The following is a 17,787-nucleotide window of genomic DNA, read 5'->3' as shown; positions in this document are numbered from 1 at the left end:
CAATAGACATAGGCGTCCAGAGATTCTGTGAGAAATGCGGCCTCTGCGCCGAGTACTGCCCCAGCCGCGCAATTATGCCCCGCCCGAGAACAGACAAGGCCTGGGATAAATCCAATGCGGAAGGCGTCCTGAAATGGCCGATTCACGCAATGGACTGCTTTGACTGGTGGGTTGCAAATGGAACACACTGTTCTGTTTGCATCAGGGTCTGTCCATGGAACAAGCCCAACACGTTCGTCCACAGGTTGGTCAGAACACTGGCTGAACGAGACATATTGACCCGTTTTCTGGTATCCATGGACGAATTGTTCGGTTATGGCAGACAGGTCAAGAGTGAACTGTACAGCCGAATCCAGGATCCTTCAGTAGTGAAGGTAGAAGACACTGGATGACTAGATCGGGGATCTAACCGATCCTGCATAGCACACAGAAAACGAGGACCGAATTTGACATTATCGTCCCAGATATTTCAGCTATTCTTGACAGGCATTACTATCGGCAGCATCTACGCAATGGTGGCGATCGGTTTCAACATCATTTACAATGCAACCGATATTTTGAATTTTGCCCAGGGCGAGTTTGTTGTTCTCGGCGGCATGTCGATGATCATGTTTCATGAAGCATTCCACTTCAGCCTGGTGATCTCGTTCTTCATGGCTATCGCTCTTGTCACCCTTGTCGGAATAGCCTTTGAGAGATTCACCATCCATCCCCTGAAGAATCCCTCCCTGGTAACACTGATCCTGATAACCATTGCGGTCTCCATCATTCTGAAAGGCCTTGCCATGGTAGTCTGGGGCAAGGATTCCCACCCGCTGGAACCCTTCTCAAGCGCGAAGCCAATTCAAATAGGAGGAGCAGCGATACTGCCCCAGATACTGTGGGTCATAGGGATTACAGTGCTCGTGGTCCTCTTTCTGGCGTACATGTTTCAATTCACAATGATAGGAAAGGCCCTGAGGGCCTGCGCAATCAACCGGGATGCAGCTAAGCTGATGGGTATCAATGCCAAGGCGATGGTCACCTTGAGCTTCGCCATGAGCGCTGCCATCGGTGCTGTTGCGGGGAACATCATAACTCCCATAACGCTCATGGAGTACGACAGGGGTGCCATGCTCGGGATCAAAGGCTTCTCTGCGGCCATTCTGGGAGGTGTGGGAAATCCTTTCGGGGCCGTCGCCGCCGGCCTCGTTATCGGGATACTCGAGTCCTTTTGCGCCGGGTTTATCTCTTCTGGATACAAAGACGCCTTCGCCTTCTTGATCATGCTCCTGGTTCTCTTTGTGAGGCCTGGCGGTCTGCTTGGAAAGTACGAGATAGAATAGGAAACAGATGTCAAAGAGCAACCTCCCTGCGTATATCAGTTTTGCCTTGGTCATCCTCTTGTTTCCCTTGGTGGTCACGAACGAGTACTTTCTGGCCGTCATGATATTCGTGGGCATCCATGTTCTTGTCGCACTGGGTTTGACCCTTCTGATAGGATTCGCCGGCCAGCTCTCCCTGTGCCAGGCGGCGTTTTACGGAATCGGGGCCTACACGACAGGCGTTCTCTCTGCAAAATTTGGAATGAACCCCTGGATTTCGATCGTCCTGGCGATTCTTCTGGCCTGTTGCCTCGCATTTGTCTTGGGCCTGCCGGCGTTGAAACTGAGAGGCCATTACCTTGCCATGGCGACCCTGGGCTTCGGCGAGATCATCAACATCGTGTTCAAGGAGTGGGGGGACCTCACGGGAGGCCCATCTGGGCTGGTCGGCATTCCGAGGCTGAGTTTGGGAAGCATATCACTCGATACCGACCTGCGGTATTTCTTGTTCGTATGGCTCGTGGTTCTCCTGGTTATCGCCTTTCTACTGAATCTCACCAACTCTCGAGTCGGACGGGCCCTCCTTGCACTGAAAAGGAGTGAAGATGCCGCGGCGGCCGTGGGTGTTCCGGTGGCCATGTACAAGATCAAGGTCTTCATGCTGTGCGCAGCCCTGGCCTCCCTGGGCGGGTCCTTCTATGCTCACTACGTAACAGTCATCAGTCCCGAATCCTTTGATGTCTTTTTTTCCATCGTGGTCGTGACCATGGTCGTGGCGGGTGGACTGACCTCTGTCTGGGGTGCTGTCATCGGGGCATCCCTGTTCACCATCCTGCCTGAGGTGCTTCAGGCCTTTGAGGACTACAGCATTGTCATATACGGTTTTATCCTTCTCTTTATCCTCATGTTCATGCCCCAGGGCATTGCGGGGATCGTTGGCGTGTGTACCGATCGATTGAAAAGGCCCTTCTCTTGAAACGGACGGGCTCAGTGCGGGGATAGGCGTGGAAGAACCTCTACTGGAACTCAGGAATTTCAGTAAGACTTTCGGCGGGTTGGAGGCCGTCTCGGATCTGTCTCTTACGGTGAAACAGGGCGAGATAAAGGCTCTGATCGGTCCGAACGGAGCCGGAAAAACAACCGTATTCAACCTGATCTCCGGACTGCAGCGTCCTGACAGGGGTGAGAAGAGGTTCAAGGGAAAACCATTCAACCATCTCAGGGCTCATGAGATAGCACGGATGGGTATCGCCAGAACTTTCCAGAACGTGCTCGTCTTCGGCAACCTTACCGTGCTCCAAAACGTGATGGTTGGAAGGCACACTCGATCCACAGGGGATTTTCTCAGATGCGGCCTGGGTTTCTCTGGGATAAGGAGACAGGAGCGGGCGATTCAAGAGGCGGCCTCGAAGATTCTTGAGCTGGTCGGCCTTGAGGACAAGGCAGGCGATCTGGCGGACAACCTCCCCTTCGGCGAACAGAAACTCCTGGAGGTCGCCAGGGCGATGGCAACCGAACCCGAACTCCTGATGCTCGATGAACCGGCGGCCGGTCTGAATGAGGAGGAAACAGAGGGCATGGCCGGCATTATCAGAACGATTCAGAAAACCGGAATAACCATACTACTCGTGGAGCATGATATGAGTCTCGTGATGAACATCTCAGACGATATTCTGGTTCTGAACCACGGGGTCAAGATCGCCGAAGGGCCCCCTGAGGAGATTCAAGAAAACTCCATGGTGATCGAGGCATACCTGGGAGAAGAGATCGATGTCTGACGTGCTGCTCGACGTGACCGATCTGAACACGTACTACGGCCACATCTATGCCCTGAAAAACGTCTCAATAAAGGTTGAAGAGGGGAGCCTGGTCAGCATCATCGGTGCCAACGGGGCCGGCAAGTCCACGTTTCTCAAGACGGTCATGGGATTGGTCCAGGCCCGCTCGGGCAAAATAACTTACCATGGAAAAGACATAACGAGATTGCCGACCCACCAGATCGTAAAGAGCGGCATCGGCCTCGTCCCTGAGGGAAGGCAGCTTTTTGGCCCCCTCCCGGTTCTGGACAACTTGAAGCTGGGAACCTACAGGTATTCCCAACGGGAAAGAAACAACCTGATCCAGGAAAACCTCGACACGGTCTACCGGCTCTTCCCGATCCTCAGGGAAAGAGCCAGGCAGAAGGCAGCTACCCTGAGCGGCGGAGAGCAACAGATGCTCGCAATCGGTCGGGCCCTCATGGCCAGACCGCAACTGCTTCTCCTGGACGAACCCTCCCTGGGCCTGGCCCCTCTGTTTGTTCGGGAGATCCTGAAGGCCCTGGTGGAATTGAGAAAGCAAGGTATAACCATCGTCCTCGTGGAGCAGAATGCACGGCTCGCCCTGAAGGTCTCAGACTACGGCTTTGTCCTGCATACCGGCAGAACCGTCGCCCAGGGACCGTCGCGGGAGCTCTTGAACGACGAAGAGCTAAGAAGTGCCTATCTGGGGAAAAAACAGTGAAGGCCGAGCAACCTCCAAAGAGCCGACCTCGTATCTTCAGAGTTCTTGAACGAGTCAGAGCCAAGGGCCGCAGCCTGTCTCAGCCGTTCCACAAGCCTTCCCGTACGAGATCATCCATGGTCGCGGTGATGCTCTCCCTCAGTATCTCGACAATCCTGTCGATCTGCTCTCTGGAAAGGATAAGAGAGGACAATAGAATATTGAGGTGTGGGATTCCATCTTTCCCAGGGCCGTTGCAGGGCTTGAGACACACCGCCTGGATGGTATAGATCTCCCGAAGATAGTCTGTCCAAGCCCGGTTCTGTGTACCGCCGCCAACTGTTTCCATTTTCACATTTTCTCTTTTATGACCTTCAGCACGTCCTCCGTGATGTTGAGGGTCTCATCGATATCCTCGTCGGTATGGGCAACCGAGATCGAATACTCCTCAAACCACCCGCTGCCCATGGGGATGACCCCCTTGCTCAACATGCCGTACCAGTACTGCCGCCACATCTCTTTGTTGCACTGGTTCGCCTGGCGATAGGTGCGGGGCTTCTCAGGAACAAACTGGATGCCTCCCAGAGGCCCTTCGTGGGTGACAGAGGCGGGCAGACCAAGGCGGTTGACTATTCCGTCCAGACCTTTAGCGTACTTGTCTCCCAATCTGTCCATCCTCTTGTAGGCCTCAGGGGTCATCACCTTCTTCAGACAGGCGAGGCCTGCCGCCGTGGTGAGGGGATTCGCATTGTACGTGCCGAAGTGGACCGCCGGTCCCAAGGGCGAAATAAGGTTCATGAGGTCACGCCTGCCCCCAAAGGCACCAAGAGGCGTGCCCCCTCCGATCGCCTTTGCAAGGGTTACCAGATCGGGTTCGATCCCATACTTTTGACAAGCCCCGCCTTCCGCGATCCGGCATCCCACCTTCACCTCGTCGAAGATGAGGAGCACGTTGTATTTCCTGGTCAGGTCACGGACACCTTCGAGATAGCCGGGTTCAGGAGGGATCACACCTCCGTTGGTCATACAGGGCTCGAGAATAAAACAGGCGATCTCTCCCTCGTGCTTTTTCAGTTGATACTCCAAGCTTTCCAGGTGATTGAACTGAACGATATGGGTGTGATCCGTAGCACCGGACGGGATCCCGGCACTCTCGACGATGGCCGACGGCATCCAGTCGGGACCGGCGGGCGTGTTGGAGGGCACCGCACAGCTCACCATGAGCACATCACTGGCACCGTGGTACGCTCCCTCCACCTTGATCACTCCCATCTTGTTGGTTGCAGCCCGCGCCAGGCGGACCGCATACATGGTCGCCTCCACACCGGACTGGGTGAACCGGATCATCTCCATAACCGGGTAGCGCCGGTGTATCTCCTCGGCAAGGTCTGTCGCCGTGGTGCCGCAGAGCCCGTAAAGAGTCCCCTTCCGGGTCTGCTCGTTGATGGCCTCTGCAATGACCGGGTTGGCATGTCCTGGAACCATGGCAGCATAACACATGCAGTAGTCGATGTAACGGTTCCCGTCGAGATCCCACACATAGGCTCCCTTGCTATCCCTGACAAAGATAGGATAGGGTGCCCAGAACTGGATCGCGCTTCCAACCCCTCCAGGAATGATCGCCTGAGCCCTGGCTGCCTCCTTGCCGGAAGTCGGGGTTCTTTTCACATACTCTTCATAGAAGTCTCCCATGGAATATCTCCTTTCTGAGACCAACGAATCTGGATGGGCACCCCTAAAGAGGGGCAACCCTATTAAAACCGCGAAGGCGAAGCCCGAAAAAAGATGAAGAGCTTTATATAGAATTTCGCCGGCCCTTGTCAACGAAAAACTTCTGGAGTCTTCCCACCTTTCGGCCGCGCCTGTCTCCCCGAACAGAACTGTAAAATCAGCGGAGCGCCCGCAGAGGGCGGCCGGAAAGAATCAGCGGCATCATCCTGCCAAGAAAAGAACCGACGGTAAAGCCAACAAACTCCAAGAATCTCGATCGAAGAGCCGGAAAACTCCGGAAAATTCCGTAGGTCTCCCGGTCGGAGTGAAAGCGCTGAAGGCAGGGCAGGGTTCACTCACTGTCGGGTTTTCTCATCTTCTCGGCAGCTACCTTTATGGCCCGAACGATGTTTACGTATCCCGTACAACGGCAGAGATTGCCTCGGATGGCATCCTTGACCTCTTCCGTGGTGGGGCTCGGATTGCTGTCGAGCAGGGCCTTGGCCGAGAGAATCATCCCTGAAGTGCAGAAACCGCACTGAACAGCCCCTTCCTCGACAAAGGTCTCCTGGAGGGGATGAAGCTTCCCGTCTTTTGCCAGCCCCTCGATGGTGGTTATCTCCTGGCCGTCTTGCGAAACCGCCAGGGTCTGGCAGGAGGCGATGGCCTTGCCGTTCCTGAGGACGATACAGGCGCCGCACTCTCCGATACCGCACCCGTACTTGGTTCCTGTCAGGTGGAGTCTGTCCCGCAGCACATTGAGCAGGATCTCGTTCGGCTTCACCTCCAGTCGATACTCTTTCCCGTTGACCTTGAGAACGATGGGTATCTTCACTTTGCCACCTCCCCTCCAGACCTTTCCCATGCAGCCTCGAAGACATCCCGGATCAGGAAGGAAGCGGCATGTCTCTTGTAAGCCGCCGTGGACCGGGCATTCCTCGGAGAAATGTCTTCGCTCAATGCCTCTGCAGCCCGTGCCAGGGAAGACTCGCTGAGCTTTTGACCAGCAAGGGCCTTCTCGAAGTTGGAGGCACGGACCGGTTTTGGTGCCACACCTCCAAGGGCGGCCCGCACCTCCGCACAGGTATCGCCGTCCCGGACCACGTAGACGGCGCAGTTTATCTTGGCTATGCTCAGCGTGACCCGCGCGATCTTCCTGAAAGCCGAGCCCGATTCCGGAGAAGGCTCGGGAATAGAGATGGCGGTTATCAGCTCCCCGGGCTGAAGCACCGTCTTCCTAGGTCCGGTGAAGAAATCCTCCACGCGAACGTTCCTGCGCTCGATCTCGCCTTTTTCGTTCTTCGTACTTATCTCCACCTGGGCGTTCAATGCCATCAGCGGTGGAGCAGAGTCCGCCCCTGGAGAAGCCGTGCATAGGTTTCCGGCCGGGGTGGCCAGGTTCTTTATCTGCACGGCCCCCATACTCTTCACTGCGTCGTGGAGAGCCGGGTATTTCTCCCTTATGCCCTGGTCCTCCTCAAGAGTGGAAAACAGGGTGGTCGCCCCGATCTTCAGCCCTCCTTCCCATACGAGGAAGTCCAGTTCCTTTATGCCCATGATGTACACCAGAGCCCCGGGTTTGTCTCCGCCGGTCTTGATCTCGTTCAATACGTCGGTTCCCCCCGCAAGAGCCCTTGTCCCGGGCATCTTGAGAATATCGAGAGCCTCTGTGACACTCTTAGGGCTGTAGTAATCGAAGTCATGGGTTATAACCTGGGAATTAGACATGGTTCCTTCCCTCCTCAATCTCCCAATACGGCCTCAAAGATATCCTCCGGTCGGATCGGCAACTTGGTGAAGTAGATGCCCGTGGCGTTCTGTATGGCCAAAGCCACCGCAGCCGCCACCGGATTCAAAGCGGATTCGCCGATGCCCTTGGCTCCCATCGGGCCGGTGGGCTCCCGAGTACCTGCAAAGAAGGTCTGGACGTCTTCAGGATCCGGAAGGTCCGCGGCTCCCAGCATCTTGTACTCGGTCAGAAGGCCGTTGCACCGGAGTTTCCCCGTCTTCTCGTCGTATTCGGCGTCCTCCACCAAGGCCATCCCCGCACCCCGGTAGAATCCGCCGTGGAGTTGTCCCCGGGCCAGGGTGGGATTGATAACCGTCCCAGCGTCGCTCCCGGCCACCACCTTTTCGATCTTCACCCGACCCGTCTCCATGTCGACCAAAACCTGGACATAGTAAGTGGTGAAACATGGGGGGCAGTTGACCATACGCACGCTCTTGGATGCGATCGCAGTCCCCCAGTTCTTGTTCATGGCGGTCTGTGCCACCTCTCGTATGGTCAGATGCTTTTCCGGCATTCCCTCCACATAGATCACTCCCTGTTTTTGCTCCTCATCGGGCCGGATCTTCAGGGAGGCCACCGGCGCATCCAGAATCCTTGAGGCATAGCCCAGGAGGACGTTCTTTGCGTCCCTGGCGACTTCGAGGACAGCCCCACCTCCGCAGTAAACCCCGCGGGTGGCATGGGTACACACGTCGTAGCCGGTTGAACGCGTATCGGCCGGAGAGACCCCCACCTTTTCAAAGGGTACTCCGAACTCCTCGGCCACCAGCTTGGCCAATGCATCCAGGGTCCCTCCCCCGTGATCCATCAGAGCCGTCAGGACGTCGATCGAACCGTCTTCGTTGACCTTGACCTGAGCGGTGGAATAGTCCTTGACCTCACCCGGAACCGGGGCACCCGTGCCGGAGGTATGAAAACCCCTGGCAAAACCGATCCCCCTCCTGAACCGCCCGGTCTTGGTCTTCGGGTCTCCCCGATCCTTGTACCCGATTAGCTCTGCTCCTTTGAAAAGAAGCTCCTTGACCCCGTCGGAATGAATGACCGAGCGAATGGTGGGACCCTGGCCCCAGAAGACCTCTCCCAGCCCTACGTAGTTCTTCACCCGCAACTCGATCGGGTCCATACCGAGCTTTTCCGCAAGCATGGTCATCGTGGTCTCAACCCCGAAGGTCACCTGCGGGGCACCATATCCCTGCATGGCACAGGCAGGCGCCTTGTTGGTATAGATCGCCATGCCCTCGTACTTCATGTTCGGCAACCTGTACAGGGAATGCCACCAGCCTGCCAGAACCCCCAGAAAAGCCAGGGCCTGAACGTGGTGAGAGCCTATGTCCACATAGGCCTTCATCTCACCTGCCACGAGGGTCCCATCCCTCTTTGCACCGATTTTCAGGGTATAGCGGGTGGGATACTTGGCATGGTCATACATATCCTCTTCCCTGGAATGGATTATCTTTACCGGGCGGCCCGCCTTCAAGGCCAGGGCAACGGTGATGAGATTCACCGGATTGGTATGGATTCCAGAGCCGAAATGTCCTCCCACAGGAATACGTACCACGTTTACCTTGTTCAAGGGGATATCGAAGATCTCGCCTATGAGCAGCCGGGTGTTGTGGATTGTCTGGGTTGAAGGCCAGACGGTAACACCCCCGTCCGGCTCGGGCCGACACACACAGGACTTGGGTTCGAGTTGGGCATGGTACACCCGGGAAGTGACGAATTCATTCTCCACGATGACATCCGCTTCTTTGAAACCCTCGTTGACGTCCCCCTCTACGACCTCCCTCGTGCAGGCTATGTTGTGCTCTATGATGATCTCCCTGTCTTCCAGATAAACCTTCTCGTGGATCAGGTCTTCCTCGGCCGCCAGGGCTTCATCCATAGTCATGTACGAGGGCAGCACCTCCCACTCCACCCGTACCGCCTCGGCCGCCTTGGCGGCCAGTTCCTGTGTCTCCGCGGCCACGGCACCGAAAGCATCGTCGATCTGCCTCATGTGGTCCGTCAGGACCTGCCAGTCCTTGAAGGTGCTCCTGGGGATGGAAACCTGGCGGACGTTGTAATACTTCTTCGGCACATCCTGGAAACTCAGGCATACCGCCCCCATCTTCTCGGCCTCGGAAAAGTCGATGCTCTTGACCCGGGCATGCGGGTAGGGGCTCCGGAGTATCCGCCCGTAAAGCATTCCCTCGAGGTACATGTCAGAGGGGTAGATCTCTCTCCCCGTAACCCGGGCAATACCGTCTTTCCTTGGAAAATCCCTTCCCAAAACGTGGTATTTTCCCTCTTCCATTTCCCAGCATCCTTTCTTGCGCCTTTGGCAGGCTCAAACTTACGAGTCTCTCCCTCTCCGGCCCCTACCATGTGGGGGGGCTGAACACAAAGAGGACTTCAGCGGCCTCCGTCCCGTTGTTGACCCAGCAATGGGGTCGATTCCCATCGAAGTAGAGTGTATCGCCTTCCCGGAGAATCAAGGTCTTTCCGTTGATCTGAAAGTCGATTCCCCCCTTGAGAACAAGGACGAACTCCTCGGTGCCCCGGGGATGGGAGATCTTCTCCGGGTGTCCGGACCTCTCACCGGGCTCAACCCTGTCAGACCCTCCACCAGGTTCGACGACGCTGATAAGGGGTTCCATCTTCTTCGTCGTGATTCTTGAAACCAACATCTGGCTCAAGACCTTGCCTCCGGGGTACTCTATGATCCTCCTTTCTTCCTTTGGCAGGTGCCAATCCTTCTGGGATTCCTCGGGTGGGTCTGCAAACAGATCCACCACGTTAACGTCCAGAGCTCTGGCGAGCTTACCCACCATGGAAAGCGAAGGCATGGTGGTCCTCTTCTCGAGCTGAGAAATGTAGGACTGGGTGCAACCGGCCCTCTCTGCAAGCTCCTTCAGGGTCAGGCCCTTGAGCTTCCTGTAGTCCCGGATTCTCTGATGAATCTTCCCTTCCATGGCATTGTATTATCCATGGTTAATTCAGCTTTACTAATAGTGAATATATATTTCACCTCCTAATAATTGTCAAGAAGAAAGTCAGGTGGAGCCTCCTGACCCTTGGAGTACACCTCTGTCTCGGAGCGACACTGCGGGGGGGACGTCGTGGTTCGTGATTCGTGTTCGTGATTCGTGTTCGTGATTCGTGTTCGTGGTTCGTGTTCGTGGTTCGTGTTCGTGGGACGTGGTTCGTGTTCGTGGGGAAGGGCGAGAATTCCCTGCACGGCCGTCCCCTGTTCCCCCTGAGCTGTGGGTTGATATGCGGGGGCGGCACCTGCTAGAATATTTTTGTGGGAAATCGCCTTGAAAAACATCAAAACCCTGCTTTGCCGGCCTTGACAAAGGCCAGCGGAGTTGTTATACGTTGGGGCACAGCGGTATTCGCCTCAAGACACGGGTGCCGCTTTCAGGTCGAGTTACCCGGCCTCAATAACCACATATGGGTGGCTCGATTTTTTTTGTTGTCTCTTGCAAACAGGCACGGCCGTTCGGAACGGTCAAGATCAATACAGAAGGGAGGCGATAGCCATGAGTGGAGTATGCCAGACGGTCAAGGCAGGGGACCCCTGTGTCTTCTGGAAAAAAACAGGGTGTTCCTACAATGGTGGAACGTGCTATCCTGTGGTGGAAGCCTGTATCGGGTGTGAGCGTATCAAGGAATACCCGTCTGGTCAGTACTGTACCAGTTTCTGCGAGCCTGAGCTGAAATGGAGGCTCGGGGTGTGCAATCTGGCGACCCATGTCAAAAGGAACAACGGCAATGGATCGGCCAAGAGGTTGAATCCCCTGAAAGCATCCAAGAGGAGGGCTACCGGCAAATAGTTTTCGCCAGGACCTCCCCGGCTCGTACCAGAGGCATCCTCACAGACCCAGGCAGTGGGGAGGATTCCCTTTGAAAAAGAGACCGATCGAGACATGCAGAGCCCCTGTTGCCCGGTGTGACGGGGGCTCACGATTTCCATGATCCCCGCTGCGTGGAGGCGGAGCCGATCCCCTCGGAAGACCCCGAGGATACTGTCAGAGCACTTCCCGGCTGAGGGATTCGCCTTCCTTTGATGTGAACGGAGCGGCTTGTTTCATGAGGACATTCCTTCTCCTGATATTCTGGGGTCTCTGGTTTCTCAACTTCTCAAGTCGTACGGTCTTCTCTCCGATCCTTCCGATTCTTGAACAAGAACTCCACCTGACTCACGCCAGAGCGGGAAGCCTTTTTCTCTTCCTGTCCGTGGGTTACACATCGACGCTCCTGCTGGCCGGATCTCTGGCCCCTCGGGTAGGCTACAAACGGACAATCACGGCAGGATTCCTGGCAGTCACCATAGCTCACCTTTTTTTGGGCCAGGCGCGTTCTTACTGGTCTCTTGCAAGCTTCTTTTTCCTTGTCGGAATCTCCACGGGGATCTATATGCCCAGTATCATTCCCATCATTACCGCCACCTTTGACCGGGCAAAATGGGGCAAGGTCATCGCCCTCCATGACACCGCGGCCTCTACCAGCATCTTCCTCATACCGATCCTTGCGGCCGTCTGTATCCGGTATTTTTCGTGGAGGGCGCTGTTTCCTGTCCTGAGTGGTGCCTGCCTTGCAGGCGCCCTTCTCTTCTGGTCGTTTTCCCCGGATCCCCGGGCCCGGGACAGAGCGGGCTCCGGTTTTCTCCACGTCTTCCGCCGTCCGGTCTTCTGGAGGATGGCAGTCCTCTGGATTTTCGCCGCCGCCTCCAACATGGGGCTTTACAGCATCATACCCCTCTTCCTCGTCAGGGAAAGGGGGATACCCATAGAACTGGCCAACACGGTATTCGGCGCATCGAGAGTAGGTGGTATCTTCGTCTCAATTCTGGCGGGTTTCATGGCCGACCGATACGGGGCAAGGAGGATCCTGGCACTCGCTTTCCTGATTACAGGAGCCTCGACCATCGGAGTGGCTCTCGCCTGGAACTTCCCCCTCCTCGTGGGGATGCTTTTCCTCCAGGCTAGCGTCTCTCTCGGCTTTTTCCCCGTAGCTCTCCTCGGTATCTCAAAACTGACCACTTTCGAGGAGAGAAGTGCCTTCACCGGCGGATCGCTTGCCCTGGGTGTCGTCTTCGGTCTCGGGGTAACCCCCGTTCTTCTCGGCTCGGCGGCGGACCTATGGAACTTCGAAACCGGCATCCTGGCTCTTGGGATCCTAACGGTCATCTCGACCCTCTCTCTCAGGGGATTGAAAGGGATCTGATCTCCGGTCCTCAGGCCCTCGCACTGTGAAATACGGCCGGCAGGTCCTGCCGGAAAAGGAGTCCCCCGAACGATGGTCCCGTATGGGGACCCGATCGGTGGCGCGTCACCCACGGCGCTCAACCCGTACGGTTTGTATCTCCACACGGTTCACGTATATACTGTTAGGGGGCATCTGGCAGAGTCCTTCAAGACCGTCGCGATTCATCTAGCTCGACCGGGAGATTCTATTGGACGACCAATCGTATATGAAGGCGGCTCTTCGCCTGGCCCGCAGGGGAATGGGATGGGTAAGCCCGAACCCGATGGTGGGAGCCGTGATCGTGAGGGGAGAGAAGGTCATAGCACGGGGGTACCACAGGAGGTTCGGGGGTCCCCATGCCGAGGCCGAGGCCTTGAGCTCCGTGGAAGGAAAACTCAAGGGGGCCACCCTCTATGTGACCCTCGAGCCCTGTTGTCACTATGGAAAGACCCCTCCCTGCGTCGACCTCATCATCGAAAAGGGAATCGGCCGTGTGGTCATCGGCACCGAGGATCCGAACCCCCTGGTCGCGGGCAAGGGGATCAGGAAGCTTCTCGACCACGGGGTCAGGGTGACCGTGGGGGTGCTTGAAGGACCATGTCGCGCCTTGAACGAGCCGCATTTCAAGTACTTCGAAACCGGCCTTCCCCTGGTCAGCCTGAAGATCGCCCAGTCCCTTGACGGCCGTATCGCAACAAAGAACGGAAGCTCCCAGTGGATCAGCTCTCCGGACTCAAGGAGGCTGGCCCACAGGTGGCGTGCGACTCATGACGCCGTTATGGTGGGTATCGGCACGGTACTCAGCGACGATCCCAGCCTCACCGTGCGGTTGGTCAGGGGGAGGAACCCCAGGCGGATAATCGTCGACAGCAGGCTTAGAATCCCCGTGACGAGCAGGGTCCTGTCGGATGGGAACCCATCACTCACCACGGTTCTCACCACTCCGCGGGCCGATGCCAAGAGCATCGAGGATCTAAGAAGGCTGGGAGCACGGGTCATCCCGGTGAGCCCGAATCCGCAGGGAAGGGTCGACCTCCGGACAGCGCTCCCAATCCTGTCTCAGGAAGGAATCACCTCGGTTCTCGTCGAGGGGGGAGCCGCCCTTGCCACTTCTCTCTTTAGGGAAAGACTCGTCGACAGACTCCTGATAGTCATCGGCCCGAAAATCATCGGAGAGGGGATCGACGCGGTGGGAGATCTGGGAACGGCGAACCTCACCCAGGCCCTCGGCTTTACCATCGAGAAGACCAGCAGGGTCGGTCCGGACCTAGTTGTGGTGGCAAGACCCAATACCCGAGCCGCCGGCGAGAGTAGGCATGCTGCCGCCCCTTTTGCCGGCTCCCCACTCTAGTGCGTCGAGCCGGATCGCTCCTTGAACCTTTCCACCGAGTTGATCTTGATTCCCAGAAGTTCGGCTATGTGGAACTTCGCCTCCATGGCCTGGGCTTTTCCGGACCGGGACATCACGGTTCCGAGATTGAGATCCTCGCGGATCTCACCCATTCTTGTGACATCTGACAGGTCCGCCTCGGAAACACCGAGCCTTCCGGCCACATAGGCCTTTGCCGCATCGATCTTCATGCCCCTGGAGATTTCCATCCTCGCCACCAGATCTCCGGCGGTCCGGATCCCTCCCATTCCAGAAGTCAGAGCGTGGGTCACGGCCATGCCCATAAGATCCCCTATCCCAACCTACAAACCGTCCAACCTTGTGATCTCCACCATGGCTCGAGACGCCATGGATACCGCATCTACGGGCAGGATTTCGCAGAGGGGAACCCCACAGACCCCCATCCCCATATCGGCATGAACCGGAATCCCGCTCGCCTCCACGCAGGCCTTTATCAACGTCACGGCCCGAGCGATGTTCTCTGGAACAGATTTACCGGGTACGGTATTGACGACCGGACCGAATATGGTGGCTCCTGCCTTCTCGGCCAGTCTCACCTGCTCGTGGGGGTAGAGACCAGCCAGCCTGACTCCTCGATATGCTATGTCCCCGTGCATTCCAAGGATAAACTCCCCCGCCATGCCCATCTCGATGCACATGTCCGGGTACTTCTTTCTCAGGATCTCGGTGGCCCGGAGGGCAGCCGCAAAGTCGGTGTCTCCGGCCGCACCCACCGTGTCGATATCCACCCCGTCAGCCCCTGCCTCGTACATCCTGCTCGCCACGAACACGATGTCTCTCACCGCGTGTTCAACCGCCTCCTCGCCCGCCCGCCTTGCCGCCTCGATCTTTCCAGCCACCATGAGGTCGGACGGATTCGGTACCGGGCCGTCAGGCTGGCTGTAGTAGCCCAGGTTCGGCATGGCTCCATAGAACAGTGGCGCAATGGTAGAAGCCAGAGCCTGCTCCAGCACAGGGACCTCCTCCCCTACAATCGGCTTTATCGCCTTGTAACTGTAATCAATATGATCCATTTCAAGTATGTCGGCGCCAAGAGCCCTCTCGTGGATCTGTAGTCCCTGGATCCTATCCACCTCTATCCCCATCCGCCTCACCTTGGCAGTCATCCCGTCGTTGCTCAGAACCACCTCGTTTCCCCTGGCGACCCTCGAAAGTCCCCTCGAGGAGACGCAGATCTCGAAAAGCCGGCGCATCTCATCCTCGGTCAGCGGCGAGACACCGCTCCGCTCAGAGGCATCCGCCATTCCCCTTTCGATCTCGGTTCTCAGTTCTTTTTCACCCAGTTCTACGACGGTCCCGTCTCCCAGCCGCGTGTAGATCTTCTCCATTGTTCCTCTCTCCCCCGTTTTCTCGGATACCCAAGTATACCAGAAAAAGAGACAGAGGCATCGAGAAGACCATAGCAGCCCATATTGCCGAATCCATGCCGGACTTTCCTCTGTTTTCGATCGAGGATTGTTGCGCCTCATTAACCTTACGGTTCTTTCGCTCCCTAACAGGAAAATTCCCTGCTCCAACAGGTCGAAAATTTCAGAATCGAGGTTCTTGACGTGCTACTTTTTTTATGTTAGTGTTACCGAGAAACTGCATGAGGTCCATGCAACCTGGGTTTCGGTATTCATCGGAGGCTGAAATGGTAGAGATCGGCAACGAGCAGGGGGATTTCAAGGAATGCGTCGGTTTTCACGGGCACGTCTGCCCTGGGTTGGCCATAGGCTTCCAGGCGGCCCGGGTTCTCATGAAAGAACTGGGTGTTCGCAGGGCATCGGATGAGGAGTTGGTGGCCATTGTGGAGAACGATGCCTGCGGAGTCGATGCCATTCAGGTCATGACGGGGTGCACATTCGGCAAGGGCAACTTCATTTTCAAGAACTATGGAAAGCAGGCCTTCACCCTTATCGCAAGAAACCGGAGGAGGGCGGTCCGCGCGTGCCTCAGGCCGGGTGTTCTCGACCGGGATCGCTCCCACCTCGCCCTTTTCGAAAAGGTTCAGGATGGAGACGCATCTCCTGAAGAGACCAAACAATTCACCCGTCTCCACGGGGAACAGGCCAGGAGAATTCTCGAGGCAGACCCACACTCTCTCTTCAAAATCGAGGAGGTATCAACCGAGGCCCCGCCCAGGGCGAGAATCGTGGGATCAGAAATCTGTGACGGCTGCGGGGAGCCGGCAAGGATCGACATGCTCAGCCAGGTTCACGGGCAGAGGCTTTGCATCGCCTGCGCGCGCCGACGGTTTTCCTCAGCAAAGACCAAGGACACGACCTCTACGAAGGAGACAGGCAATGAATGACCGAAGCAGTCACCGTCTGGTTGTATTTTTCATCCTCCCGCTGCTTCTTTCTCTCTCCTGGGCGGCGGCTTGGGCGAGCCCCACCACGTACGCCATCGCTGACACGACCGGTGATTGGGGATATCCGTCGCCTTACCGGCGGTATCCACGTGGGCCAGGGTACGTGCGGATGAGCTTCATCTTCGATACCCTCACCTGGAAGAACCGGGCCGGAAAGGTGATCCCAGCTTTAGCCAAACATTGGGAGTACCTCGACCATGAAAACGCCTATGTCTTCGACCTCGACAGAGGCGCAAAATGGCACGATGGCCTGCCATTTACGGCAGAAGATGTGGTCTTCACCTTCCAGTATGCCAAGAAACACCCGATGCCGTGGATAGACCCGAAGCTCCTCCAAGGGGCCATTGCAATCGATCCACACAGGGTCAAGGTCATTTTGGGCAGAAGGTATGCCCCGTTCCTGATCAATGTGGCAGGGACCATGCCGATCCTTCCCCGCCATATCTGGCAGGAAGTCTCGACCCCCAGGCGCTTCGGGGCCAAAAAGGCGCTCGTCGGTACCGGGCCTTTCAAACTGCTCGACTACAACAGGGCTCAGGGCAGCTATCTCTACGAAGCCAATCCCCTCTACTACGGGGGCAAACCCAGCGTCTCCCGGATCAAGTTCACAAAGATCGCAAGAGAAATGATCGGGCCCGCTCTCAGGCAGGGCCTAGTTGACGCTGGATCCATACCCCCCGACCTGGCAAAGGATATGAGGCGACTAGGCTACCATGTCATAAGGGCTCCCTATGGATGGCACCTGAAACTGGTTATGAACCACAGGGAACCACCCCTCGATCAGAAGGAGTTCAGGCAGGCCTTGGCATATGCAATCGACCGGAAGGCTCTGGTAGAGATCACACAACGAGGGCACGCCATGGTTGGACACCCGGGTTTTGTTCCTCCTGACAGCCCCTGGTGCAATCCCCATGTGAAGAGATATCCCTTCGATCCTGCCAGGGCGAGAGCCTTACTCCAGAACCTGGGTTATAAGCTCACGGGAGGAAGGATCATTCGCGACGGAGTCCCTCTCAGGCTGGAGATCCTTTCCCAGCCTCGATTTAAAGAAGTCGGCCTGTTTCTGAAAGAAGAACTCGAAAGCCTGGGCTTTGAGGTCGATATTCGAACCCTTGAATCCAAAACCGTCGACTCCAGGATTCTGCACTGGCAGTTTCGACTCGCGCTCAGCGGCCACGGGGGGCTGTACGATCCGTCGTTTCTAAAAAGGGCGATCCTGGACGAGGGGTTCAACAGCGTTCGGTATCACCGGAATGAGGAGCTGAAACGACTCGTCATGGCACAGCTTGAGGAGATGGATCCTGAACAGAGAAGGAGAATCGTCTTCCGCATCCAAGAACTCTATGCCGAGGATCTGCCCAACCTGCCGCTCTATTATCCCAACTGGTACTGGGCCCACAACGGGCGATTGAGCCTTTTCTATACAAGAAACGGTATCGCCATCGGCATCCCGCTTCCATTGAACAAACTGGCATTCATCGATCGAAAATAGGATCCAGGGATCCGGAAA

General features: G+C 56.6%; 16 protein-coding genes and 1 pseudogene. 10 read left to right on the top strand and 7 right to left on the bottom strand.

The annotated features are described in order from the left end of the window. The 5 genes from JRJ26_11440 to JRJ26_11420 all read left to right on the top strand — a co-directional run. Window positions 1–392 (top strand): 4Fe-4S dicluster domain-containing protein (locus JRJ26_11440; protein MBW2058098.1); only part of this gene is annotated, 392 nt, incomplete at its 5' end. Window positions 393–446: 54 nt separating this feature from the next. After that, on the top strand, window positions 447–1,325 hold the full coding sequence (locus JRJ26_11435; protein ID MBW2058097.1) for a branched-chain amino acid ABC transporter permease: 879 nt from the start codon (window positions 447–449) through the stop codon (window positions 1,323–1,325). A 7-nt stretch (window positions 1,326–1,332) separates the two neighbouring features. Beyond that, window positions 1,333–2,280, top strand: a complete 948-nt coding sequence (locus tag JRJ26_11430; protein ID MBW2058096.1) for a branched-chain amino acid ABC transporter permease — start codon at window positions 1,333–1,335, stop codon at window positions 2,278–2,280. Window positions 2,281–2,308: 28 nt separating this feature from the next. Continuing rightward, on the top strand, window positions 2,309–3,082 hold the full coding sequence (locus JRJ26_11425; protein MBW2058095.1) for an ABC transporter ATP-binding protein: 774 nt from the start codon (window positions 2,309–2,311) through the stop codon (window positions 3,080–3,082). Next, a complete protein-coding gene (locus JRJ26_11420) occupies window positions 3,075–3,806 on the top strand; it encodes an ABC transporter ATP-binding protein (GenBank protein ID MBW2058094.1) in 732 nt (243 codons plus the stop codon). The genes JRJ26_11425 and JRJ26_11420 overlap by 8 nt, the downstream gene beginning before the upstream one ends. A gap of 79 nt (window positions 3,807–3,885) precedes the next feature. On the opposite strand, the gene JRJ26_11415 is transcribed toward JRJ26_11420, so the two are convergent. The 6 genes from JRJ26_11415 to JRJ26_11390 all read right to left on the bottom strand — a co-directional run bounded on the left by JRJ26_11415 (window position 3,886) and on the right by JRJ26_11390 (window position 10,235). Next, window positions 3,886–4,134: a hypothetical protein gene (locus tag JRJ26_11415; protein ID MBW2058093.1), complete on the bottom strand. Its 249-nt coding sequence runs from the start codon at window positions 4,132–4,134 to the stop codon at window positions 3,886–3,888. 2 nt (window positions 4,135–4,136) lie between these two features. Continuing rightward, complete coding sequence (locus JRJ26_11410; GenBank protein ID MBW2058092.1) at window positions 4,137–5,477, bottom strand: aspartate aminotransferase family protein; 1,341 nt, start codon at window positions 5,475–5,477, stop codon at window positions 4,137–4,139. Between the two features lie 370 nt (window positions 5,478–5,847). After that, window positions 5,848–6,360, bottom strand: coding sequence for a (2Fe-2S)-binding protein (locus JRJ26_11405; protein MBW2058091.1), 513 nt, complete (start codon window positions 6,358–6,360; stop codon window positions 5,848–5,850). Beyond that, on the bottom strand, window positions 6,327–7,223 hold the full coding sequence (locus JRJ26_11400; GenBank protein ID MBW2058090.1) for a xanthine dehydrogenase family protein subunit M: 897 nt from the start codon (window positions 7,221–7,223) through the stop codon (window positions 6,327–6,329). Before JRJ26_11400 ends, JRJ26_11405 begins: the two co-directional genes overlap by 34 nt. 14 nt (window positions 7,224–7,237) lie before the next feature. Beyond that, window positions 7,238–9,577, bottom strand: coding sequence for a xanthine dehydrogenase family protein molybdopterin-binding subunit (locus JRJ26_11395; GenBank protein ID MBW2058089.1), 2,340 nt, complete (start codon window positions 9,575–9,577; stop codon window positions 7,238–7,240). 64 nt (window positions 9,578–9,641) lie between these two features. Continuing rightward, entirely contained in the window at window positions 9,642–10,235 is a 594-nt protein-coding gene (locus JRJ26_11390) for a helix-turn-helix domain-containing protein (GenBank protein MBW2058088.1), read from the bottom strand. Between the two features lie 570 nt (window positions 10,236–10,805). Here JRJ26_11390 and JRJ26_11385 point away from each other — a divergent pair. The 3 genes from JRJ26_11385 to ribD all read left to right on the top strand — a co-directional run bounded on the left by JRJ26_11385 (window position 10,806) and on the right by ribD (window position 13,864). Continuing rightward, a complete protein-coding gene (locus tag JRJ26_11385; protein ID MBW2058087.1) occupies window positions 10,806–11,099 on the top strand; it encodes a PxxKW family cysteine-rich protein in 294 nt (97 codons plus the stop codon). A gap of 256 nt (window positions 11,100–11,355) precedes the next feature. Further along, window positions 11,356–12,492, top strand: coding sequence for an MFS transporter (locus JRJ26_11380; protein MBW2058086.1), 1,137 nt, complete (start codon window positions 11,356–11,358; stop codon window positions 12,490–12,492). Window positions 12,493–12,739: 247 nt separating this feature from the next. Beyond that, entirely contained in the window at window positions 12,740–13,864 is a 1,125-nt protein-coding gene (gene ribD / locus JRJ26_11375; protein ID MBW2058085.1) for a bifunctional diaminohydroxyphosphoribosylaminopyrimidine deaminase/5-amino-6-(5-phosphoribosylamino)uracil reductase RibD, read from the top strand. Here ribD and mtbB read toward each other — a convergent pair. Continuing rightward, a pseudogene (mtbB, locus tag JRJ26_11370) lies at window positions 13,861–15,252 on the bottom strand ([dimethylamine--corrinoid protein] Co-methyltransferase). The gene ribD and the pseudogene mtbB overlap by 4 nt on opposite strands. 305 nt (window positions 15,253–15,557) lie before the next feature. Between mtbB and JRJ26_11365 the strand changes: the two are divergent. Together JRJ26_11365 and JRJ26_11360 are read left to right on the top strand one after the other, a co-directional pair. Next, window positions 15,558–16,217, top strand: coding sequence for a formylmethanofuran dehydrogenase (locus JRJ26_11365; protein ID MBW2058084.1), 660 nt, complete (start codon window positions 15,558–15,560; stop codon window positions 16,215–16,217). Further along, entirely contained in the window at window positions 16,210–17,769 is a 1,560-nt protein-coding gene (locus JRJ26_11360; protein MBW2058083.1) for an ABC transporter substrate-binding protein, read from the top strand. Before JRJ26_11365 ends, JRJ26_11360 begins: the two co-directional genes overlap by 8 nt. Window positions 17,770–17,787: the final 18 nt, after the last annotated feature.

The organism is Deltaproteobacteria bacterium (assembly GCA_019308905.1).
Classification (GTDB): Bacteria; Desulfobacterota; BSN033; order WVXP01; family WVXP01; genus JAFDHF01.
This window is presented reverse-complemented; position numbering and strand designations above follow the sequence as displayed.